The sequence below is a fragment of the Prodigiosinella aquatilis genome, assembly GCA_030388725.1.
Classification (GTDB): domain Bacteria; phylum Pseudomonadota; class Gammaproteobacteria; order Enterobacterales; family Enterobacteriaceae; genus Prodigiosinella; species Prodigiosinella aquatilis.
Window position 1 is genome coordinate 581,392 of sequence record CP128857.1, and the last position, 23,269, is coordinate 604,660.

General features: G+C 51.4%; 20 protein-coding genes, 1 tRNA gene and 2 pseudogenes. 14 read left to right on the top strand and 9 right to left on the bottom strand.

Going from position 1 to position 23,269, the window contains the following annotated elements:
* Window positions 1-8: 8 nt before the first annotated feature.
* Window positions 9-1,022 (top strand): sulfite reductase subunit C, encoded by a 1,014-nt coding sequence (asrC, locus tag PCO85_02700; GenBank protein ID WJV54399.1) that lies wholly within the window; start codon window positions 9-11, stop codon window positions 1,020-1,022.
* Window positions 1,023-1,029: 7 nt separating this feature from the next.
* Complete coding sequence (gene cobA, locus PCO85_02705) at window positions 1,030-1,767, top strand: uroporphyrinogen-III C-methyltransferase (protein ID WJV54400.1); 738 nt, start codon at window positions 1,030-1,032, stop codon at window positions 1,765-1,767.
* 3 nt (window positions 1,768-1,770) lie between these two features.
* Here the strand turns inward: cobA and PCO85_02710 are convergent, their stop codons facing one another.
* Window positions 1,771-1,899, bottom strand: a complete 129-nt coding sequence (locus tag PCO85_02710) for a hypothetical protein (protein ID WJV54401.1) — start codon at window positions 1,897-1,899, stop codon at window positions 1,771-1,773.
* Between the two features lie 410 nt (window positions 1,900-2,309).
* Between PCO85_02710 and PCO85_02715 the strand changes: the two genes are divergently transcribed.
* The 6 genes from PCO85_02715 (at window position 2,310) to PCO85_02740 (ending at window position 9,517) form a co-directional block, all read left to right on the top strand.
* Window positions 2,310-4,286 carry a sigma-54-dependent Fis family transcriptional regulator gene (locus PCO85_02715; protein ID WJV54402.1) on the top strand — a complete coding sequence of 659 codons (1,977 nt, stop codon included), beginning with the start codon at window positions 2,310-2,312 and terminating at the stop codon, window positions 4,284-4,286.
* Window positions 4,287-4,430: 144 nt separating this feature from the next.
* On the top strand, window positions 4,431-5,510 hold the full coding sequence (locus PCO85_02720) for an NAD(+)/NADH kinase (protein ID WJV54403.1): 1,080 nt from the start codon (window positions 4,431-4,433) through the stop codon (window positions 5,508-5,510).
* 26 nt (window positions 5,511-5,536) lie between these two features.
* A complete protein-coding gene (locus PCO85_02725; protein ID WJV54404.1) occupies window positions 5,537-6,541 on the top strand; it encodes a thiamine pyrophosphate-dependent dehydrogenase E1 component subunit alpha in 1,005 nt (334 codons plus the stop codon).
* 29 nt (window positions 6,542-6,570) lie between these two features.
* The gene (locus PCO85_02730; GenBank protein WJV54405.1) at window positions 6,571-7,590 is read left to right on the top strand and encodes an alpha-ketoacid dehydrogenase subunit beta; all 1,020 of its coding nucleotides are present in this window, start codon (window positions 6,571-6,573) and stop codon (window positions 7,588-7,590) included.
* Between the two features lies 1 nt (window position 7,591).
* Window positions 7,592-8,713 (top strand): acetoin dehydrogenase dihydrolipoyllysine-residue acetyltransferase subunit, encoded by a 1,122-nt coding sequence (locus PCO85_02735; GenBank protein ID WJV54406.1) that lies wholly within the window; start codon window positions 7,592-7,594, stop codon window positions 8,711-8,713.
* Window positions 8,714-8,731: 18 nt separating this feature from the next.
* Window positions 8,732-9,517, top strand: a complete 786-nt coding sequence (locus PCO85_02740) for a lipoate--protein ligase family protein (GenBank protein WJV54407.1) — start codon at window positions 8,732-8,734, stop codon at window positions 9,515-9,517.
* A gap of 438 nt (window positions 9,518-9,955) precedes the next feature.
* Here PCO85_02740 and PCO85_02745 read toward each other — a convergent pair.
* Window positions 9,956-10,108 (bottom strand): annotated as a pseudogene (locus PCO85_02745) (Arm DNA-binding domain-containing protein).
* A gap of 527 nt (window positions 10,109-10,635) precedes the next feature.
* On the opposite strand from PCO85_02745, the gene PCO85_02750 reads away from it, so the two are divergent.
* On the top strand, window positions 10,636-11,778 hold the full coding sequence (locus PCO85_02750) for a Fic family protein (protein WJV54408.1): 1,143 nt from the start codon (window positions 10,636-10,638) through the stop codon (window positions 11,776-11,778).
* 40 nt (window positions 11,779-11,818) lie between these two features.
* Here the strand turns inward: PCO85_02750 and PCO85_02755 are convergent.
* The 7 genes and pseudogenes from PCO85_02755 to aspA form a co-directional block, all read right to left on the bottom strand.
* Window positions 11,819-12,339 (bottom strand): annotated as a pseudogene (locus PCO85_02755) (integrase arm-type DNA-binding domain-containing protein).
* Window positions 12,340-12,517: 178 nt separating this feature from the next.
* Window positions 12,518-12,593 (bottom strand) — tRNA-Phe (locus PCO85_02760).
* A gap of 128 nt (window positions 12,594-12,721) precedes the next feature.
* Window positions 12,722-13,297 (bottom strand): transcriptional regulator, encoded by a 576-nt coding sequence (locus tag PCO85_02765; protein ID WJV54409.1) that lies wholly within the window; start codon window positions 13,295-13,297, stop codon window positions 12,722-12,724.
* 45 nt (window positions 13,298-13,342) lie between these two features.
* Entirely contained in the window at window positions 13,343-15,070 is a 1,728-nt protein-coding gene (locus PCO85_02770; GenBank protein WJV54410.1) for a protein-disulfide reductase DsbD, read from the bottom strand.
* On the bottom strand, window positions 15,046-15,378 hold the full coding sequence (gene cutA, locus PCO85_02775; GenBank protein ID WJV55973.1) for a divalent cation tolerance protein CutA: 333 nt from the start codon (window positions 15,376-15,378) through the stop codon (window positions 15,046-15,048). Before cutA ends, PCO85_02770 begins: the two co-directional genes overlap by 25 nt.
* 100 nt (window positions 15,379-15,478) lie before the next feature.
* Complete coding sequence (locus tag PCO85_02780; protein WJV54411.1) at window positions 15,479-16,780, bottom strand: anaerobic C4-dicarboxylate transporter; 1,302 nt, start codon at window positions 16,778-16,780, stop codon at window positions 15,479-15,481.
* Between the two features lie 206 nt (window positions 16,781-16,986).
* Complete coding sequence (aspA, locus tag PCO85_02785; GenBank protein ID WJV54412.1) at window positions 16,987-18,426, bottom strand: aspartate ammonia-lyase; 1,440 nt, start codon at window positions 18,424-18,426, stop codon at window positions 16,987-16,989.
* Window positions 18,427-18,838: 412 nt separating this feature from the next.
* Here aspA and PCO85_02790 point away from each other — a divergent pair, with 412 nt between their 5' ends.
* From PCO85_02790 to ubiA, 5 genes are all read left to right on the top strand, one after another.
* Window positions 18,839-19,327: an FxsA family protein gene (locus PCO85_02790; GenBank protein ID WJV54413.1), complete on the top strand. Its 489-nt coding sequence runs from the start codon at window positions 18,839-18,841 to the stop codon at window positions 19,325-19,327.
* A gap of 186 nt (window positions 19,328-19,513) precedes the next feature.
* The gene (locus tag PCO85_02795; GenBank protein WJV54414.1) at window positions 19,514-19,807 is read left to right on the top strand and encodes a co-chaperone GroES; all 294 of its coding nucleotides are present in this window, start codon (window positions 19,514-19,516) and stop codon (window positions 19,805-19,807) included.
* 45 nt (window positions 19,808-19,852) lie between these two features.
* Window positions 19,853-21,505, top strand: coding sequence for a chaperonin GroEL (gene groL / locus PCO85_02800; GenBank protein WJV54415.1), 1,653 nt, complete (start codon window positions 19,853-19,855; stop codon window positions 21,503-21,505).
* 337 nt (window positions 21,506-21,842) lie between these two features.
* Window positions 21,843-22,358, top strand: a complete 516-nt coding sequence (gene ubiC, locus PCO85_02805) for a chorismate lyase (protein WJV54416.1) — start codon at window positions 21,843-21,845, stop codon at window positions 22,356-22,358.
* A gap of 23 nt (window positions 22,359-22,381) precedes the next feature.
* The gene (gene ubiA, locus PCO85_02810; protein ID WJV54417.1) at window positions 22,382-23,245 is read left to right on the top strand and encodes a 4-hydroxybenzoate octaprenyltransferase; all 864 of its coding nucleotides are present in this window, start codon (window positions 22,382-22,384) and stop codon (window positions 23,243-23,245) included.
* Window positions 23,246-23,269: the final 24 nt, after the last annotated feature.

The following is a 23,269-nucleotide window of genomic DNA, read 5'->3' on the forward strand; positions in this document are numbered from 1 at the left end:
GAGCCGTCATGAGTGTTGATGTAGATATTATCAAGGCCCGGGCACAAAACGAATTCCGACTGTCCAAAGTCCGCGGTGAGGCGATGATCAGCGTCCGGATTCCCGGGGGAATATTGCCGGCACATTTGTTGTCCGTTGCCCAGTATATCGCCGAAACCTATGGCAACGGGCAGATCCATCTGACCACACGGCAAAAACTGGCGATGCCGGGGATCCGTTATGAGGATATGGATAAAGTGAATGCGGCACTGGAACCCTTCATTCGCGAAATCGAGATGGAACTGTGTGAGGTTCCGGTGGACGATACCAAGGCCGGTTATCAGGCCATTGGCGGGCGTAATATTGTGGCCTGTCAGGGTAATCGAATCTGCCAGAAAGGTAATACCGATACCACTGGGCTGGCCCGTCGGCTGGAGAAGCTGATCTATCCGAGCCCTTATCACCTAAAAATTGTATTGGCCGGTTGCCCCAATGACTGCGCCAAAGCCACCATGTGCGATGTTGGGATACTTGGGGTAGCGCGGATGCGCTTTAACGCCGAACGTTGCATTGGTTGCGGGGCCTGTGTGGCCAGTTGCGGTCACCATGCGGTGGGATGCCTGTCACTTAAAAATGGTAAGGCTGTGAAACAGGAATCTCAGTGTATCGGTTGCGGTGAATGTGTACTGGCGTGCCCGACGCTGGCCTGGCAGCGCGAACCGGAACAGCTTTATCAGGTACGCCTTGGCGGACGGACCAGTAAGAAAACTCCGCGAGTTGGTAAAATATTCCTCAATTGGGTCACCGAAGAGGTGATCACCCAGATGATTCCAAACATCTTTGAGTTTGAAAAAGAGATGCTTGATGGTAAGCCAGTATACCTGCATATGGGCCACTTGATTGATCGCGGCGGCTATAAGCGCTTTAAGGAACGGGTACTACAGGGCGTTAAGCTTAATCCGGGCGCCATGGTGGCAGAACAGATGTATTGGGCCGAGGATGAAACAGTCGGCAATATTCACATCAAATCGTATGCAGGTTAAATGGCCGATGAGTGGATTAAATCAAACACCACTTCAGCCCGGTGAGGTCGCATTGGTTGGTGCCGGACCAGGCGACCCGGAACTATTGACGCTAAAGGCATTGCGGTATTTACACAGCGCAGATGTGGTGGTGTATGACCGACTGGTTTCGGCGGAGATTTTAGCGATGATTCCTGAATCGGCTGAGAGGATCTTTGCCGGTAAACAAGCTGGCCACCACTGTATTGCCCAGCGTGAGATTATCGCGTTGCTTGTTGAACAGGCCGCTCTTAAACGGCGTGTAGTCCGGCTCAAAGGTGGTGATCCCTTTATTTTCGGGCGCGGCGGCGAGGAAATGGAAAGTCTGGCGGCGCAGGGTATTCGGGTCCATGTGGTGGCAGGAATTACTGCCGCCGCGGGTTGCGCGGCGGCGGCCGGGATCCCGCTGACTCATCGGGATTGTGCTCATCGGCTGACGCTGGTTACCGGTCATCCGCGAGGTGAAGAACTGCCAGACTGGCAGGGGCTGGGCCATCCCGAGCAGACGGTGGTGTTCTATATGGGGCTGCATCAGGCTGCGGCGATTCAGGCGCAGCTGCACGTTCAGGGGGTGCCGGGTGATATGCCAGTAGCGTTGATTGAACAGGGGACGCTGCCATCGCAGCGGGTGGTTCGGGGGACACTGCAAGCGCTGGCTCGATTGGCACAAGATCTCAGTAGCCCGTGCCTGATCATCGTGGGGCACGTCGCCGCATTGAACACGTAATCATCATGCTACCGGTATCGCCCATATCGGCGTAAATGCAGCAGGGTAGGCTTGATTTACCGGTTTACCCTCTGTCTGTGTGCCGGGACAGACAAGCTGTGTACGTTTGATAACAAGATTGTACTTGCTCATAATATTTCCTTTCTTCGATTTAATTACTTAGAGATGAATAGCTGATCTCGGCTATAACCCACAGATATGCAAGAGAACCAGGAGTAAATGAGGTAACGGATATTGAAAGATTATCTGAAGCACGCCTGATTCATTGCATTGAGGCGATGTTTAAATCCATGCGAGGCATGAATTTAAAAGCCTTAAAGTCATTACCTGTAACTATCAGAAAAATGCCTGGCTTAACGGTCAGTGCCCTGCACAATAACTGCCTTTTGCATTCGATCACAGAAAAAACGGCGGCTATCTGTAATACTCGCATTGTTAATTTATTGTTAATAAAAAGTGAATAAATAGCGGTAGACAATTACTGCTCATCTTGATATCCGTTTTGGCGCTGTGGGCAAAACGCAATTCAGGAGTACACGACCGTGAATCAACACCAGCGTGATCATATTGACGCGGTAGTCGAAACCATTAACGGAAACACCGTCTCAACAACCTTGCAGTGCTGCGATAGGCTCATCCGCGATTCCTGGCTACGCTGCGTTAACGATCATGGGCTCGACCCTGGCCGCATGCAGGATGCTCGCATTCTCACCTGGCACGAATTGCGGGAACACCAGGGAAATCTGGAAGAGTTTCGCCGTATCGCCCATCAGGGCATGGAGCGACTTTTTCAGCAGATTGCACCGGCCGGCTATGTGGTTCTGCTGAATAATGCCAAAGGTATCACCGTTGATTATCTCGGCGACGCCAATACTGAAATCAGCCTGCGGCGCGCGGGGCTATTTCTGGGCGCTGAATGGTCAGAGGCCAGCGCCGGCACCTGTGCCGTTGGCACTGCGTTGGCCTCTGGCGAAGCGTTGACGGTGCACCAGGGCGATCACTTCGACGCTACCCACATCCCACTGACCTGTACCGCAGTGCCTCTGTTTGATCCGCAAGGGCAACTGCATGCCGTACTGGATATCTCGGCGCTTAACTCGCCGCAGCCCAAAACCAGCCAGCAGTTGGCGCTGCAAATCGCCCGCATTTACGCCGGCCAGATTGAAAACGCCTATTTTGAGCACCTGCACCGCAGCGACTGGATGCTTAAGTTCAGCGCGTCATACTCGTTGGTTAACGTCAACCCGGACTATCTGCTCGCCTTTGACGCCAGCGGCAAAATCGTGGGGCATAACCATGACGCCTGGCGACTGTTGCAAAATGAGCTTGGTTTGCCTGTGTCGGCACAGCATGCGGCCAGCCCGCTATTGGGGTTGCACTTTGAACAGGTTTTCAACGCCAGCTTCGATAAGCTGCCGGACTATATGCATACCGAGGGCCTGCGGCAACGCACCATCAATCTGGTTAACAGTGACAACACGCTGTTTCTTACCGCCCAACCGCCGATCAACCGTCGCGGCTGGCGCGTGGCCGGCGCATCAGCCAGCTTGCCCGCGCCGTTAAGAGCCATCAGCGGCGGTGATCCGACGTTACAGTTGCAGTTACAGCGTGCGATGAAGCTGGTGGATACCCCGGTTAATCTGTTTATCCATGGCGAAACCGGCTGCGGTAAGGAGTTTTTTGCCCGGGCATTGCACCAGTCGGGCAACCGTCGCCAGCGGCCGTTTATCGCCGTCAATTGTGCGGCAATCCCTCCCACCCTGATTGAAAGCGAACTGTTCGGTGCCATGCCGGGTAGCTTTTCTGGCGCGGGTAATAAACCGCGCCGTGGGCTGATTCAGGACGCTGATGGCGGTACTCTGTTCCTGGATGAAATTGGCGATATGCCGCTGGAAATGCAGACGCGCCTGCTGCGCGTGCTGTCCGAGCACGAAGTGCTGCCGGTGGGCGCCACTCGCCCGATACCGGTTGATATCCGGGTGATATCCGCTTCGCACCGTGCGCTGGAACGGCTGATCGCTGAAGGATCATTCCGTGAGGATCTCTACTACCGGCTGCTCGGCGCCCGCATAATTTTGCCGCCATTGCGTGAGCGCAGCGATCTGGACTGGCTGATTGACAACATGCTGGCAGGAAAGCGTTGTGTGCTCACCGCCAAGGCCAGGGTGCATCTGCACCGCCACCGTTGGCCGGGAAACTTGCGCGAACTGCGCAATGCATTGGAATACGCCTGTGCTATCTGCGAAAACGCTTGTATCCACCCCGAAGATCTGCCCGAGGAGCTACACCTGTCCACCCGGCCGCTGCCACCTACCGAAACAGGCAAAACCGCTCTTCAGAATAACATATCACCACCTGCCACCTGCCCCGAGGGGCTTGCGTTGATACAGCACCTGCGTGCGGCACAGTGGAACCACAGCGCGGTCGCCCGCCAGTTGGGGATCAGCCGGATGACGCTCTACCGCCGCATGCAGCGTTTGGGTATCCGCTCCCCAAACCAAACGGACACGTACAACTGACCTGTATCAACTGGCCGGTGACACCTGTATTGCTCCGGCCGGTGTCCGTCGGGAAATAACCGCTAATACACTGATTCAAAACAATAATAAAACCTGGCCCGAAATTTGCCATAGAGATTGCAGTTGATGACAAGAGGTTCCCCTATGTCTGATCCTGTAAATGGCTCCGCCAGTACAAATTCCGTATCCACCGCTTGGGTCGGCATTATCGCCAATCCGGTTTCGGCCCGTGATATCCGCCGCGTGGTAGGCCATGCCGGCAGTCTGACGCTGGCTGAACGCGCCAACTTAATTTTCCGGCTACTGGCCGCACTGGGTGCTGTCGGCATCGGTGATGTGCGTATGATGCCGGATCGAGAAGGATTGCAGGCGATCCTCACCCGCATGTTGGCGCAGCGCCATGACATTCCTCTTCCCCAGCTAAGCTGGTTGCCGCTTGCCGTTAGCGCCACGGTCAATGATAGCCTACAGGCAGCCCGCATGATGTGCGCCGGAGGAGCCCGTGCCATCGTGGTTCTCGGTGGTGACGGTACCCATCGGGCGGTAGCGAAAGAGTGCGGCAACGTACCGATTGCCGGTATCTCGACTGGCACCAATAACGCCTGGCCGGAACTGCGCGAACCCACTATCGTCGGGCTGGCGGTGGGGCTGTATGCCAGCGGAAAAGTTCCCAATGCACAGGTGTTGCAATGGAACAAACGGCTGGATATCACCATCAATGCTGGTCGCCCCGATGCCCGCCACGATATCGCCATTGTTGACGTCGCAATTCTGGCCGAACAGTTCGTTGGCGCCCGTTCGGTGTGGCGCCCCGAACAGTTGTCACAGCTCTATCTGTGTTTTGCCGAGCCCCATACCGTGGGCCTGTCTTCCATCGGCGGCTTATTGATGCCGCTTGGCCGCCATGCATCCGGCGGGCTTAGCGTCACTTTCGGCACCGGCGCTGGAACACTGCTGGCCCCGCTGGCGCCAGGCCTGGTGCGTAACGTACCCATCGTTCACTGGCAGCGCATCGAACATGGCGTCGCAGGCACCCCGCATTTGCGACAGGGTGTCATCGCCCTGGACGGCGAACGTGAAATGATGTTCGGCCCACAGGACATTGTACAGATCACGCTGCGCGAACACGCTTTCTGCGCCCTCAACATCGAAGCCTGCCTGCATTACGCCGCAGAACACAAATTATTACGAGCCGCCGTCAGCTGTAGCGACGGCCCACTTTAATCACCACTCACTGTCTGGAGATGGCTATGAACAATACCGATAATAATCCACACTCTGCTTCCCTGCCGCTCACTCGCGAAGCCTTGTTGAGCGCCTATCGCCGCATGCGTACCATCCGAGATTTTGAAGAGCGGTTACACGTCGATTTTTCACGCGGCGACATTCCTGGTTTTGTCCATCTGTATGCTGGTGAAGAGGCGACGGCGGTCGGTATTTTGTCCCACCTCACCGATGGCGATCGCATCGCCAGTACCCACCGTGGTCACGGGCACTGCATTGCCAAAGGTGTCGACGTTATCGCCATGATGAAAGAAATTTACGGTAAAACTGGCGGCGCTTGCAACGGCAAGGGCGGCTCAATGCATATTGCTGACCTGAGCAAAGGCATGATGGGCGCCAATGGCATTTTAGGGGCGGGCGCACCGCTGGTGTGCGGCGCGGCGCTGGCAGCCAAATTCCGCGGCAAGGGTGAAATCGGCATCAGCTTCGCTGGCGATGGTGCCGCCAATCAGGGGACGTTTCTCGAAAGCCTGAATCTGGCTGCGGTTTGGAACCTGCCAGTGCTGTTCGTGATCGAGAATAATGGCTATGCCGAAGCTACATCACGCCAGTACGCCACCGCGGTAGATAGTTATGTCGATCGCGCCGCCGGGTTTGGTATCCCCGGTGTCACCGTCGATGGCACAGACTTTTTCGCCGTCTACGAAACCGCCGGTGAGTTGATCCGCCATGCGCGCGCCGGCGGCGGTCCTGCGCTGCTTGAGTGCAAAATGGTGCGCTTCTACGGTCACTTTGAAGGGGATGCGCAAACTTACCGAGCACCGGACGAACTGGAATCGATTCGCAAGCACCAGGATTGCCTGAAGCATTTTATCAACCACGTCCAACAGAGCGGGATCCTCCGCCTTGAAGAGTTCCACGCCATCGATCGTGAAGTGGCCGCGCTAATCGAACAGGCGGTACAAGAAGCCAAAGCTGCACCCGATCCCAGCGCCGACGATTTATTAACCGACGTTTATGTCAGCTACTGACGATAATTTCACCCGAGAGGAGAATGGACATGGCTCGTAAACTTAGTATGAAGCTCGCTATCAATGAAGCGATAGACCAGGAAATGACGCGTGATCCCAGCGTGATTATGCTCGGTGAGGATATCGTCGGCGGCATGGGAACTGACGGGGAAAAAGATGCCTGGGGCGGTGTGCTCGGCGTTACCAAAGGGCTATACGCCAAGCATGGCGATCGCCTGCTGGACACCCCGCTGTCGGAATCGGCCTACGTCGGCGCGGCCATCGGTGCCGCCGCTTGCGGTATGCGCCCGATCGCCGAACTGATGTTTATTGACTTCATGGGTGTGTGTTTCGATCAAATTTTCAACCAGGCCGCCAAATTCCGCTATATGTTCGGCGGCAAGGCGCAAACACCGGTGGTGATCCGCGCCATGGTCGGTGCCGGATTTCGTGCCGCCGCGCAGCATTCCCAGATGCTGACGCCGCTGTTTACCCATATTCCCGGGCTGAAGGTCATCTGCCCCAGCACCCCGTATGACACCAAGGGGTTGCTGATCCAGTCCATCCGCGATAATGATCCGGTGATCTTCTGTGAACATAAAAACCTGTATGGCATGGAGGGCGACGTCCCTGAGCACCCGTATGCAATTCCATTTGGCGAAGCCAGTATCGTGCGCGACGGTAGCGATGTTTCTATCATCACCTATGGACTGATGGTGCACCGTGCCCTCGACGCCGCCGCACAGTTGGCGAAACAGGGGGTCAGCGTCGAGATTGTCGATTTGCGCTCGCTCTCGCCACTGGATCTCGATACCGTTATCGAAACGGTAGAAAACACCGGTCGCCTGGTGGTAGTGGATGAAGCCCACCCGCGCTGTAACATTGCCACCGACATTATCGCCCAGGTGGTGCAGCATGCGTTCGGCGCACTGAAAGCGCCGCCGCAGATGATTAGCGCCCCGCATACCCCGGTTCCTTTCTCTCCGGCGCTGGAAGACCGCTACCTGCCTGGCGTAGACAGCATTATCAGTGCTGTACAGCATACGCTTAGCCATAAGGGGGAACTTTGATATGAGCAATAACACCATTATTCCCGTTGTCATGCCTAAGTGGGGGCTATCAATGCGTGAAGGCACAGTCAATGAATGGCTGGTTGACGAAGGCAGTGAGATCACTCCGGGAATGGCGATTCTCAATGTAGAAACCGACAAAATCGCCAATGCGGTTGAAGCCACCGATGCCGGTATTCTGCGGCGCAAAGTGGCAGAACCGGGTGATATTCTGCCGGTGAAAGCTCTACTGGGTGTGCTGGCGCCATCGCAGATCGGCGAAGAGGACATCAACGCGTTTATCGCCGCCTGGGAAACTCCGCCCGACAGCGAGGAGGAGAGCGAAGACGAGCAGGCGGCCGCCGCTTTTCTCACAGTAAACGGCCTACGTATCCGTTACGCTAGCCGCGGCGCAGGCGAAGAAACCGTGCTGTTTATCCACGGCTTCGGCGGCGATCTGGACAACTGGTTGTTCAACCTGGACGCATTGGCCGAACACTACCGGGTGATAGCGCTCGATCTGCCAGGGCACGGGCAATCAGCCACCCAATTACCGGGTCCCCAATTGAACGATCTGGCTGACTTTATCACTGCTTTTATGGATGCGCTGTCACTGCCCACCGCCCACCAGGTGGGCCATTCGCTGGGCGGCGCTATCGCCGCCGAACTGGCGGTGCGTCATCCCGGGCGCGTGCGCTCACTGGCATTGATCGGCAGCGCCGGCTTCGGCCAGGAGATTAATCACTGTTACACTGAAGGCTTTATCAACGCTCAGGTGCGTCGGGATCTGAAACCGGTGGTTGAACTGCTGTTTTCCGATCCCGCGCTGGTTAGCCGGCAAATGTTGGACGATCTGCTCAGGTACAAACGGCTGGACGGCGTGGGCGACGCACTCACTACCTTGCAAAACAGCCTCTTTGCCGATGGCAGGCAGAGCACGCAACCGGGCCTGAAGTTGGATGACGCTGGCATACCACTACTGTTGATTTGGGGCGCGGAAGATCAGATTATCCCTGTACAACACGCAGAACAGGCGCAGGCGTATGCCAGAGTAGAGATCCTCAGTGCTGCTGGCCATATGCCGCAGATGGAAAAGGCAGCGGAAGTTAACCAGCTACTGCTACAACATCTGGGCGCCATTTAACAACTGGATGGTGAACGAATGCCGCACTCATCGGCCGCAACCGCACGCTGCGGCCTTTTTCACTGGTTGCACAACCAATTACAACACTGTGACGATCCCACAACCGCCGAGGACGAGCTGTTTGGCTATGCGGCGGCGGGCACCGCGGTGGCTAAAATCTGGCAGGCGCCGCAGGCGCTGGTTGCACCGCGCACCTACACCCGCTATGCGCTTTTAGAGCAGGTGCGTCAACGCTTTGCTGCACAGGGCTGCCCCGTTTTCCTGCGCAAATCCGGCGGTGGCTTGGTGCCTCAGGGGCCGGGCATTATCAACCTCAGCCTGGCTTACCCGATACAGCAAAGTCTGGGAGAAGCGGCAACGCCGGTTTATCTTCACTTATGTGAAATATTGCGTGATACGCTGCAAACCTTTGGCATTGCCAGCCACTTTCAGGCAGTGAGTGGCTCCTTTTGCGACGGCCGCTTTAACCTGGCCTGTGGCACCGAAGCTACGGCGCGCAAAATTTCCGGTACTGCACAATACTGGCAGTCGTTGCCCGGACAGGAGCCTGGCGAACCACGGCGGCACATCGTGCTGGCACACGCGGTGTTGTTGGTAGCGGTGGATTTGCCCAAGGTACACCAGTGGGCTAATGATTTTGAACAGCAGATTGGCAGCGGTCATCATTATGATGCCGCAAAAACTGTTGATATGGCGGCGCTGATGAATGCCAACCTAGAACGACAGCAGGCTTTATGCCAGCAGGTCAGTGTGGCGCTGGGGGAGATAGTACGCCAGCGGGCAGCACCTTTTACTACCCGTTAGCCCTTTGTTACTTAGTGGTAAATCAGGCCGCTGTTGTTCAGGATAAATTGGCCGGTAATCTAATCCACATTGTTGTTGGCGAGGAACGCCACCAGCACGGCCATATCCTCTGGCGGTTACGCGTGACCGAGCGCAACGCCGTCGACGAATTTTTGTAGGTTTCGCTAACCGGCGTACCGTTAACCTCCGCAAACCGCCGGTCGATCTCGACCCCTATATTGGTATCGACAACGCCTGGGAAGCAGGCATTCATCATAATGCCTGCACGGGCATATCCTTTGGCGGCGGCCTGCGTTAATACGTGTATGGCAAACCTGGTGGCGGATACTCCCCCAGCATGGGGTAAACATGCGCTATATCAGCAACTGCACTAGAATTTTCACCTGCTGTTTTTCACGCACCAGAGTTTCAAGCCCTTGTTCGACAATATCGTCCAATGAGATCTTTTTGCTCACCGCCAAAGCTGTACTTGAGGTGCCACCGTTTTGAACCGTTGGGTTTAACCAACAGGTACAGACCCTGTACGCCGCTGAGTTTGTAAGGTTTATCGAGCGGCTTGGTGTTGCGGATGGTGGTATCAGTCAGAGGCATGGCTGGGGTTCCGTAGTTTATCGAACCGACAGGCCCTTCAATTAAGCCCCCTAAAAAACTAAGGATGTAAAAAATCGGGTAGTACCTCGGGGGGGGACTCTAGATTTTTATCAACTTACTGATTTTTCTATGTTCCCGGACGGATAGGAACGCCCCAAAACAAAAATATGGTCGGACTCGGGATCATACTCACGATTAACTTGCTGTTAATTATCTATTTTGTTGATATTTATCGTAAGCAGCGCCCCCACGAAAGCCCCCATAAAAAATCGCTTTGTTTTTGTGATGGTTATCACGATGAATGGGCGTTTTGCGGTTAACGGCGCTAAAACCGTGGTTTCATCTCCTATGCAGGCAATGGCTTGTTCCTCTCTGCATTGAAGATCTTTTAAACGTAGGTTTGATATGTTGGATTTGTTATTTTTGAGATAATAAAAAATGGGGTTACCTATAATCTATTGATTATATTGGTATTTTTTCTATCATTTTGAGATGTCGTCATGCTCGGTTTGAGATAACTACATATCATGGCTCAATTTAATCACTTTGAACTCTCGCTCCTGAACCCCAGTTTTGACTCCCCTTTGGTCGATGTGCTGACGGAACTGGAGTTACTCCGGCATCTGAGGCTGGAAACGGATGTTCACCCTATCCTTTTCGCGCAGTTGAAGGCCGTATTCCACATGCTGGAGAGTCTTGGCTCTGCGAGGATTGAGGGAAACCACACCACGCTTGCCGACTATGTTGAAAGCAAAGTTGAAGGAACACAGAGTTCGACGGATCAGCTCAAAGAAATCAACAATATTGAAGCTGCGATGGAATTCATCGACGAGCATCTAAAGAATGCTGATGAGATAACGGAATATTTTATCCGCGAGCTACATAGTCTGGCGGTTATCGGGTTGCAACAGGAAGGTGATAAAACGCCTGGTGCCTATCGGCAACATAACGTCAGCATCGCTCAGTCTGACCATTTACCGCCGGATCATATCCATGTTTCTGACTATATGTCAGAACTGACCGCCTTTATTAACCGTGCTGATAAACCAAAATATGATCTGATGAAAATTGCGCTGGTGCATCACCGCTTCGGCTGGATACACCCCTTTGGCAACGGTAATGGCAGCACGGTCAGACTGCTGACCTATGCGTTATTGATCAAGTATGGTTTTAATGTGCAGTCAGGTGGCCGGGTCCTTAATCCGACAGCGGTATTCTGTAATGATCGTGAGCGTTATTACGCCATGCTGTCGTTAGCGGATAAGGGAACAGAGCGGGGCTTAGAAGAATGGTGTTTATATGTACTTTCGGGAATTTCATCTGAGTTGAAGAAAGTCGATCAACTGACAAACCATGCTTTTTTGAGTACAAAAATACTGTATCCGGCGATCGACTTTTCATCTGAAAGAGGGCTAATAAACCCGTTGGAATCTAAAGTACTGAAACGGGCTGTCGAGCTAGGGACGATAAAAGCGGGTGATCTACGCGCAGCTTTACCTGACCTAAAACCGGCGCAGGTGACTTATCAACTTGGTAAATTGATTGACCGGGGACTGCTCCAGCCCGTGGAAGAAGGGGCTCGTTCCTATACGGCGAAGTTTTCTAACTCATATCTGATTCGTGGGGTGATTAAGGTCCTGCGTGAAGAAGGGTTTATTCCTGATTTGTAAAGCGAGCATTAATTGTCGAATTATTGCTTTTAGGTATCTATCGCATGATAGCGGTGATACGTTGCTGGAGACGAGCTGCAATCTCAAGATGCCCGGATTTTTCAGCCGCCTTAATTGGCTGTAGTAGGTAGCGAGTTTTGAGGTCGGCAATGTTTCGTTTACCTATAACAGGGAATACATGGTTGGTAAGGCTTTTTAGCACTTTTTCAGCGTGAGTTTCTGACCATTTGATGTTGCTTGCATGCCAGGTCTCTGGCAACGGATTCAAAAGCAAGTGCGCCGCTTTGCTCAACCTTATCTAATTTTTTCTTTTCGGCGGGGTCAATACCAGCAGCAATTAATCTTCTGGCATCATCTCTGCGGTTGCGTGCATCAGTAAGTGATATGGCAGGGCAGACCCCAAGAGCCAGTAGCTTTTGTTTTCCTGCAAAACGGTATTGTAGACGCCAATATTTGGACCCATTAGGGGATGAATCAGAAGATGCAGCCGTTGCTGTCGGTGAGCTTTACAGGCTTGTCAGTGGGCTTTGTATTTTTTACTTTGACATCAGTGAGAGCCATTGTTACCCCTCCCTGTGATGGTACAAAACGTATCGAACTAACAATACTAACAGATATACCATCAAAACAATGTGGATGTTGAAGAATGTTAGCGAACGTTAGTGAAGGGAGTAAAGTAGATAACTTGTTGACTTTATAAAGCAAAACGGACGTCAGTAGACGTCCGTTTCTAAATAAGTGGTGCCCGGACTCGGAATCGAACCAAGGACACGAGGATTTTCAATCCTCTGCTCTACCGACTGAGCTATCCGGGCAACGGGGCGCATTAAACCGTATTGGTGGTGTGGCGTCAACGGCTTTGTGAGCCTGTTTTGGGGAAATAACACCGACTGCTGACTTTTCAGCCAGAGGCGTTGATTTTAAGCTGCATCGACACTGTGACTCAGGTCAGCGCCCCATTCTTGCGGCACAATGCCAGGCGTAATACGTCTTCTGCCAGCCGTTTTGCGATGGCAATGTCAGACAACTGGCGTTTTACCAGCAATTTGCTAAGACAACCTTCCAAAATCAATTCCAACTGTTGGGCAACCATTTCGGGATCGTCGGTTTCCAGTGTTTCCAGTAGCGTTTTAGTGTGCTGGTAAGATGCTTTCTTCTGCTGTTCCGCAATCTGGTGAATAGGATGTTCAACATCAGGAAAAAAACTGCATGCCGCGATAAACAGGCAACCAGGATAACGCTGTTGTTGTACCGATTTATGCAGTACCTGATATCGAGCCAGTAATTTTTGTTGGGTATTGAGCGTGCTGTCCAACAGCACCTGGCGGCGCCAAATATCTACTTGCTGGCTGTGATAACGCAGGCTGTCGTACAGTAACGCTTCGCAGTCTGGCCAGAAAGGACGCAGTTCATCGGTCGTCATATTCAATCTGTCTGCCAGCATATCCAGCGTTGTGACGGCTAAACCGTGCTGTTCCAGCAAAATAAGTGCGTGTTCCAGAACTTCTTCTCGCTGCATAACGCCTCCTTCTGACGATGGGTATCCGATAACGCGTACTGTTGTTTATTGCCCCAGTTTGCGCAAATGTAACTGAAATTGTTTGGCATTCATAAAGCCGGTTACCCGTGAACCGGATATTTCTTTGCCACTGGCGTCAAAAAACAAAATAGTGGGTAGGCCGAGTACCTGATATTGCTTCAACAACGCGTTTTGTTCTTTGCTGTTAGCGGTTACATCAATTTGTAGTCGCTGCATTGTTTTCAGCTGCTGTCGAACAGCGCTATCGCTGAAGGTATATTTTTCGAATTCCTTGCAGGCGATACACCAGTTTGCATACAGATCGAGCATAGTCGCCCGACCAGAGCGTACCAGTGCCGTCTGTAATTCAGTTCGGTTGCGTACTGGCGCAAATAGGCTTTTTGTCGATGTGTTGTCCGCTGTCTGGGCTGGAGCAAATAGCCAATCCTGCAACGGGCGCACGGTTACCAATGCAGCCAATAGTAATAATATCTGTACTCCCCGCATCCAGCCTGTGTGGTTTCGTAAGCTGAGGATAAAAGCCCAGCCGAAAAACGTAACACCCAGCAGACTCCATAAGCGTAATCCCCAGTCGTCTCCCAGTACCCGTTCCAGTAGGAACACCGGTAACGCAAGAATAATGAAACCGAATGCTTCTTTAACCGTCACCATCCAGGGGCCATTTTTGGGCAGTAACCGATTCCCAAATAGTGTCACTACTATCAATGGTAGCCCCATGCCCAATGCATACAGGTAGAGAGAACCGCCCCCGGCCAGCAGATTACCGCTTTGGGCAATATACAGCAGCAGAGCGCTAAGCGGAGCAGTGGTACAGGGAGAGCAGATCAACCCTGCTAACGCTCCCATGGAGAAAATACCTGCCAGAGAGCCTTGTTGCTGCCGGTTGCTCCATTCCACTAGTTTGGTTTGCAATGAAGACGGCAATTGCAGGCTGTAGACCCCGAACATGGAAAGTGCCAGCGCAATAAAAAGCAATGACAGGCCAATGAGCATATACGGGTTTTGCAGTGCAGCCTGAAAGCGCAACCCGGCGGCGGCCACCACCAGACCAAGCATGGTGTAGGTGAGCGCCATGCCCTGTACGTAGGTCATGGCGAGTAAAAATGTCCGTCTCGCGGAGAGACGTTGCTGGTTGCCGAGTAACAGACTGGATATCAACGGATACATCGGCAGTACACACGGTGTAAATGCGACACCAATACCAATCAGCAGAGCCCATAATGGTGAAAACGGCAGTTCGGGTTTCTCAGTGGTGCTGGATGGCGCTTCAGGTTTTGTTTCCGCGCTGGGCAGTGGGTTGGTATTACTTGCGTTGACTGCGCTGAGTGGTACTTCACGGGTCTCCGGTGGATAACAAAATCCGGCATCGGCACATCCCTGATAGGTTACTCTGACCAGCGCGCCTTGCTGGGCGGCAGTCAATGGAATATTCAAGGACAATGGTTGCCGGTAAATGGCAACCTCGCCAAAGAATTCGTCCCGATGGCTAATCCCAGTGGGTAAATCTACCTTTCCCAAGGTGGCATTTTTAGCGACCAGCTTGATCTGTTGCTGATAAAGGTAGTAGCCGGGGTGAATCTGCCATTGCAGTGTGAGTTGCGAGCCATGTTGTTGAAAGTCGAAGGCGAATGCTTGATCCACCGGCAAAAATTGTGATTGTGTATTCTGTCCGAATGGGCTCTGTGCCGCAGCGTCAGTGGTGAAAACTGCTGCGCAGAACAGAACAATCAGCGTAAAGATGCGTTGAGCCATGAGAGATAATCGTTGTCACCACCAGTAACCGGTATCACCAGAAGTTCCGGTGTTTGGTAAGGGTGATGTTGCTTTAGGTGATCGATTAGTAACTGCTGATGTTGAGCATCGGTTTTAAGCAGTAACTGAATTTCCTGCTGTCGTTCCAGCCTCCCTTCCCAATGATAGAGCGATGTCGCTCCTGGCAGTAACGTGACACAGGCTGTCAGATGGGCTTCCAACGCAGAAGTGGCCAATGCGTGTGCACTGTTTTCGTCGGGGGCGGTACAGAGTACGACAACCGCATCACAGACAATCTGTTCGGACATGGTGACCTCGGCGATGGGAGTTTGAACACCAGACACTATACCTTGCCCGGATGATGAGCGTAAGAGCGGATCGATACCTCAATACCGATCCGCAGACCAATTACAGTACAATATTGCCAAGGATAAATCCGAAGATGACAGAGAGTGCAATTGCCACAACCCCTGGGATCAGGAATGAATGGTTAAACACGAACTTGCCGATACGGGTTGAGCCAGTGTCATCCATTTCGACCGCCGCCAGTAGAGTTGGGTAAGTCGGTAGTACAAACAGCGCTGACACCGCAGCAAAAGAAGCTACCGCAGTCACTGGTGATACGCCGAGCAATAAGGCCGCAGGCATCAGGGCTTTAGTTGTTGCCGCCTGAGAGTAGAGCAGGGTGGCGGCGAAAAACAAAACTACTGCCAGCATCCACGGATAACTTTGCAGCAGTGCACCCGCTGTGCTCTGGATATCGGTGATATGTGCTTTCACGAAAGTATCACCCAGCCAGGCCACACCCATAACGCACACGCAGGCACTCATGCCGGATTTGAAAGTACTGGCCGAGAGAACTTGTGCGGTGTCGATTTTGCAAGTCAAGCTAATTAGCGTGGCAATGGTCAGCATAAATACCACAATGGCTTCATTCCGCGGTAATACCGGGTTGCTGATCAGGCCGACAGTATCACTGATAGCTGTGGCATAAAGCACCACGGCGACAATACCGATGAGAAACAGAAGAACAGACAGTTTTGCTCGGGGTTTTAACACCAGTTTACTACTGCCGCGTAGCGTCACTTCGTCTTTGCGAAGACGTTCCTGATAGACTTCATCGTCTTTTAGATCTTTACCGAGAAAGTTGGTAAGGATAGCCGTTAGCATGATGGCAGTCAGCGTGGTGGGGATGCAGATACCTAACAGTGCCAAATAACTGACGCCTTTAGGCTCCAGGATGCTGGCCATGAAAACCACAGCAGCAGATATGGGGGAGGCGGTAATGGCAATCTGCGATGCGACGACGGCGATAGAGAGCGGCCGGGAAGGGCGAATACCTTGTTCTTTAGCGACTTCCGCAATGACCGGTAGCGTGGAGAATGCTGTGTGACCGGTTCCTGCCAGCAGCGTCATGAAATAGGTTACTAACGGTGCCAGAAAAGTGACATATTTGGGCTGTTTGCGCAGCAGTTTTTCCGCCAGGCTGACCAGATAATCCATCCCTCCAGCAACCTGCATGGCGGCAATAGCGGCGATAACCGCCATGATGATTTCAATCACGTCAAAGGGAATGACGCCGGGTTTTATGTGGAAACCGAGTGTTAAAACCAGTACGCCAATGCCACCGGCGAAACCGATCCCGATCCCCCCGAGACGAGCGCCCAGATAAATGGCGAGCAGAACAACAATGAGTTCCATGGTAAGCATGATTATGCTCCTTGATAAGATGGGAAAATTTAAAAATGTTTGTTGCCGCTTATAGTTATCTAGACTAGCCCCTTTGTTTTGATAGATAGCAATTGGGGCAGCGATGGCACCACGGACAATGCCGGGCACACAGCCTATATTGCCTTATAGAAAAGGCACGCAGTCGGTGCGGGACTGTCGTGCCTTACATGGCTTATGGCGCGGTCTTATGACGGTTCGTTTTCATCTGTGTAAGGCTTTGCTTTGTAAGCCGGATGCATCAGGTTCTGTATCGAGAATATGTCATCCAGTTCGGCTTCAGTCAGCAACCCACGCTCCAGTACTACCTCTCGCACGCTCTTACCGGTTTCTGCACAGATTTTTCCCACAATGTCGCCATTGTGGTGGCCAATGAATGGGTTCAGGTACGTCACAATCCCGATAGAGTTGAACACGTAGGATTCACACACCGATTTATTGGCGGTGATACCATTCACGCATTTTTCCAACAGGTTGTAACAAGCGTTGGTCAGGATATGGGTAGACTCAAACATGGCCTGGCCAATGACTGGCTCCATTACGTTAAGCTGTAATTGACCTGCTTCTGCCGCCATAGTGATGCAGGTGTCGTTACCTATGACCTTGAAACACACCTGGTTGACTACTTCGGGTACCACCGGGTTGACTTTGGCTGGCATGATGGATGAACCCGCCTGCAATTGCGGCAGGTTGATTTCATTCAGGCCTGCGCGGGGGCCTGAAGAGAGCAGACGCAGGTCATTACAGATCTTGGAAAGTTTCACCGCCAGGCGTTTCAGTGAACTGTGGACCATGACATAAGCACCACAATCAGAGGTGGCTTCGATCAGATCTTCTGCGGGGATACAAGGCAAACCGCTGACTTCAGCCAGCTTTTGGACCGCCAAATGCTGGTAGCCATCCGGGGTATTCAGTCGGGTACCGATAGCGGTAGCCCCGAGGTTAACCTCCAGTAATAACTCGGCGATACGCAACAGGTTTTTATTTTCTTCTTTCAGCAATATGTTAAATGCGTGGAACTCTTGTCCCAATGTCATCGGGACGGCATCCTGTAACTGGGTTCTACCCATTTTCAGAATGTTCTCAAATTCCTTGGCTTTATGTTCAAAGCCTTCACCCAGCTGTGTGACTGCATCAATCAGCTTCAGAATGGCATTGTATATTGAGATGCGGAACCCCGTGGGATAGGCATCATTGGTAGATTGGCATTTGTTGAGATGATCGTTTGGGTTAAGATATTGATATTCCCCTTTTTTGTGTCCCATTAGTTCCAGACCGATGTTGGCCAGCACTTCGTTGGTATTCATGTTGAGAGACGTGCCCGCGCCGCCCTGGAACACATCAACAGGGAACTGGTCCATGCATTTACCATTGTTCAGCACCTCATCACAGGCTTTGACAATAACATCGGCAATCTGGTGGGGAATGGTCTTCAGCTCCTTGTTTGCCAATGCTGCGGCTTTTTTAACCATCACCATACCGCGTACAAACTCGGGAACATCGCTGATTTTCTGGTTGCTAATATAAAAGTTTTCAATAGCTCGGAGGGTGTGAACACCGTAATATGCATCGGCGGGGACTTCTCGGGTACCTAACAGGTCTTCTTCAATACGAATGTTATCTGACATAGAAGCCTTCTCTTATTCTTTTGTCGGTTAGCATTTATGCTCACCTATTGTGTTACCGTGGATAACAATTTCAGAATGTTTGACCATAACTGCCTTTGTTATCGTGATGATATTCTGGCTAAGTGAGAAATTTCGTCGAATGGATCACTATCTGTAGATACACGTTCCTCCTTCGCTACGAACTGTGATAATAGTCACGACTTACCACTAAGAGTAAAAAAACTCGTCGCATGCAGGTTGAAAATCCGCTACCGAGCTACCATTTCTTTCGTTATATGGTTCGTTATCTTAACGACTGATCGAATCTTTCCTCCAGTCGTTTGTTACGGTGCGTTGTGTAAAATATTACGACGATGTCATTCGGAGGAGTATTTCCTGTTGGCGCATCGAATTTTAACCACAGGAGTTACGGGTGCGCTGGTTACCGTTATTACTGATTTTCTTTTTTACTTACATCGAAGTTTCCATTTTTATCCGGGTCGCCGAAGTCTTTGGTGTGGCGATGACATTACTGTTGGTCGTGTTTACGTCCTGTGTAGGGGTATCCCTGGTTCGTAATCAGGGAATGAGAACCTTTCTCCAGATGCAGCAGAAACTGGAAGCGGGCGAAAGTCCTGCCGTGGAAATGGTAAAAAGTGTATCACTGGTGCTGGCTGGTTTCTTGTTGTTGCTTCCCGGTTTTTTCACCGATTTTCTTGGCTTGATGTTGTTATTGCCACCGGTGCAAAAGCATCTGACACTGAAACTGATGCCTCATCTGTATATCTGGCGCGCTCGTTCCGGAACAGGAACCGGCACATCAGGTTCTGAAGGAAATACTTTTGAAGGTGAATATCAGCGGAAGGATAAGGAACATAATGACCGTATCGAACCCCGCGATAATGATCGAGATAATCACTGATATTTGGTTGAATTTAGCTTGCTTTTTGTGCTCTTCGTGAAAAATACAGGTTTAAAGCAAAAAAAATTTATTTCCTCCCTTGAAGCGCATGGAAACGTCCCCACTTACAACTCCACAAGGCCGGGTATGATGGCATATCCGGCGTTTACCTAAACTGATATGGACTTTCTCAAAGGAGAGCTATCAATGAAAATTCGTCCACTACATGATCGCGTAATCGTCAAGCGCAAAGAAGTCGAGTCCAAGTCTGCTGGCGGTATCGTTTTAACCGGTTCTGCAGCGGGTAAATCCACCCGTGGTGAAGTCTTGGCCATCGGCCATGGCCGCATCTTGGAAAATGGTGAGGTCAAACCTCTGGACGTGAAAGTAGGCGATATCGTTATTTTCAATGATGGCTATGGCGTTAAGACAGAAAAGATCGACAACGATGAAGTGTTGATCATGTCTGAAAGCGACATTTTGGCAATTGTTGAAGCTTAATCGCGTGTAATCATCTGAACTGAACGAATTTAAGGGAAATAACCAATGGCAGCTAAAGACGTAAAATTCGGTAATGACGCACGAGTAAAAATGTTACGCGGCGTGAATGTACTGGCTGATGCAGTGAAAGTTACTCTGGGTCCGAAAGGGCGCAATGTCGTTCTGGACAAATCCTTCGGCGCACCTTCTATCACTAAAGACGGCGTATCCGTTGCGCGTGAAATCGAACTGGAAGACAAGTTTGAGAACATGGGTGCCCAGATGGTGAAAGAAGTCGCTTCTAAAGCGAATGACGCAGCAGGTGACGGTACCACGACTGCTACCGTTTTGGCCCAGTCCATCGTTAATGAAGGTCTGAAAGCCGTTGCTGCGGGTATGAACCCGATGGATTTGAAACGCGGTATAGATAAAGCGGTTATCGCTGCAGTTGAAGAATTGAAAAAACTGTCTGTGCCTTGCTCTGATTCCAAAGCTATTGCTCAGGTAGGTACTATCTCTGCTAACTCCGATGAAACTGTGGGCAAGTTGATTGCACAAGCCATGGAGAAAGTGGGTAAAGAAGGTGTTATCACCGTTGAAGAAGGTACCGGTCTGCAAGACGAACTGGATGTGGTTGAAGGTATGCAATTTGACCGCGGTTATCTGTCTCCTTACTTCATCAATAAGCAAGAAACCGGTTCTGTTGAATTGGAAAGCCCATATATCCTGTTGGCTGACAAGAAAATCTCCAATATCCGTGAAATGCTCCCGGTACTTGAAGCTGTCGCAAAAGCCGGCAAGCCACTGTTGATTATCGCTGAAGACGTAGAAGGCGAAGCACTGGCTACTCTGGTAGTGAACACCATGCGTGGTATTGTGAAAGTGGCTGCCGTTAAGGCTCCAGGCTTTGGCGATCGTCGTAAAGCCATGCTGCAGGACATCGCTACTCTGACTGCCGCTACTGTAATTTCTGAAGAGATCGGTCTGGAGTTGGAAAAAGCAACGCTGGAAGATCTGGGTCAGGCTAAACGTGTAGTGATCAACAAAGATACCACTATCATTATTGATGGCGTGGGTGATGAGTCAACTATTCAAGGTCGTGTTACCCAGATTCGTCAGCAGATTGAAGAAGCCACTTCTGATTATGACCGGGAAAAACTACAGGAACGTGTGGCCAAACTGGCTGGCGGTGTTGCAGTTATCAAAGTTGGCGCTGCGACTGAAGTCGAAATGAAAGAGAAAAAAGCACGTGTTGAAGATGCGTTGCATGCTACTCGTGCGGCAGTTGAAGAAGGCGTAGTTGCTGGCGGTGGTGTGGCATTGATTCGTGCGGCATCTTCTGTCACGGCGTCTGGCCTGAAAGGTGAAAACGAAGATCAGAACGTAGGTATCAAAGTTGCACTGCGTGCAATGGAAGCACCTTTGCGTCAGATCGTGATTAATGCGGGTGAAGAAGCCTCCGTTATTGCTAACAAGGTGAAAGCGGGTGAAGGTAGCTATGGCTATAACGCTTACACTGAAGTGTATGGCGATATGATCGAAATGGGTATCCTGGATCCGACCAAGGTAACTCGTTCTGCTCTGCAATATGCCGCATCTGTTGCTGGTCTGATGATTACCACTGAATGTATGGTGACCGAGCTGCCAAAAGACGACAAAGCTGACTTAGGCGGAGCCGGTGGCATGGGCGGTATGGGCGGTATGGGCGGTATGATGTAATAACTGCTGTCGCCGTCTACTGACTGATGGCGACACGGTAATATCCGCTGCATTCTGTTTTGTCACAATTAAAACACTATCCGGTCTGTAGGTCGGGTAGTGTTTTTTATTTGGTCTGTTTTAGCTACGTTTCCCCTCTTGCATTCAGGTTCATCGTTGATATCACAGGTCCATGTTCGGACCCATGTCATCCACACTGGTTGACACGTTAAATATTGTACAAATAGTATTCACATTACTAACAATTGGTTCAGACCGTGTTATCAGCCCGTTATTCTGCGCTACAATGGATCGCGTTTATTTTATTTACTAAACATATCGGGTGGAGCAGGGAAAAATGTCTGATGAGGCTTTGGCACAGCTACGCTCAGTGGAGTGGTGTGAGCCTACTGATGTACCCGCGACGGTTGCTGATTGGTTAATCTATAATGATTCTATGACGCGTCGTCTGGAACGGCATTGCCTTCGTCTTTCAGTACGCGTGAGTACGGAACATTTTATCTCCACACTTGATGTGCAGAATGAACAACCACTGTTGCCATTAAGCAACCGTTACTGGTTGCGTGAAGTGACGCTGTTCGGGGATGGGAAACCCTGGTTATTTGGTCGCACTGTGATACCACAGCAAACGTTGGAAGAGGCTGAGATAGATCTGACACAGATAGGTAATACGCCACTGGGACGCTATCTGTTTTTGCAAGGTCCACCGAAGCGTAATTTTATCCATCTCGGGCGTTGTGGTTCACTTTGGGTTCGTCGTTCATGCCTGGTACTTTCCGGTAATCCGCTGTTGATCACTGAGCTTTTTTTACCGGATGCCCCACTTTATTCGATGGTCAGTAAAACATTCTGACCAGCAGAGAGGAGAATACCGAGTTGGAAAGAAGTTTAACGGCAGGACGCTGGGTTGCATATTGCCGTTTAATGCGCATTGATAAGCCGATAGGTTCTCTGCTGTTATTATGGCCAACCCTATGGGCGTTGTGGCTGGCTGGGCGGGGAGTACCACAACCTTGGATACTATGGGTGTTCGTGGCCGGCGTGTTTCTGATGCGTGCAGCAGGATGTGTGATTAATGATTATGCAGATCGTCATTTTGACGGCCATGTCAAACGCACTGCTTCGCGGCCATTGCCAAGTGGCTCGGTCAGTGAGCAATCCGCTAAAGTGCTGTTTATCGTGTTGGTATTGCTGTCCTTTGGGCTGGTGCTGACCATGAATAATATGACTATCTGGCTTTCTGTGGCCGGGTTGGCGCTGGCATGGGTTTATCCCTTCATGAAACGCGTCAGTCATCTTCCCCAATTTGTGCTGGGGATGGCTTTCGGCTGGTCTATTCCGATGGCTTATGCGGCGGTAAGCGAGTCATTACCGGTGTCCTGCTGGGTTATGTTCCTGGCTTATATTTGCTGGACTGTCGCTTACGATACTCAATATGCCATGGTGGACCGTGACGATGACCTGAAGATTGGCATCAAGTCGACCGCTATTCTTTTCGGACGTCATGATACATTGATTGTCGGGCTGTTACAGTTGTTCACGCTGATGGCCATGTTGGCATTAGGGCATCTGGCCGGATTAAGTGAAATATTTTATTGGTCAGTGCTGATTGCGGCCGGATTGTTTGCTTACCAACAGAGATTGATTGCCGGGCGTGAGCGTGAAAGTTGTTTTCGTGCTTTCAGAAATAACAATTATGTTGGTATGGTGTTGTTTGCTGGCATTTTGCTCGGTTTGTAATCGAATGACTGCGGTAGGGACACT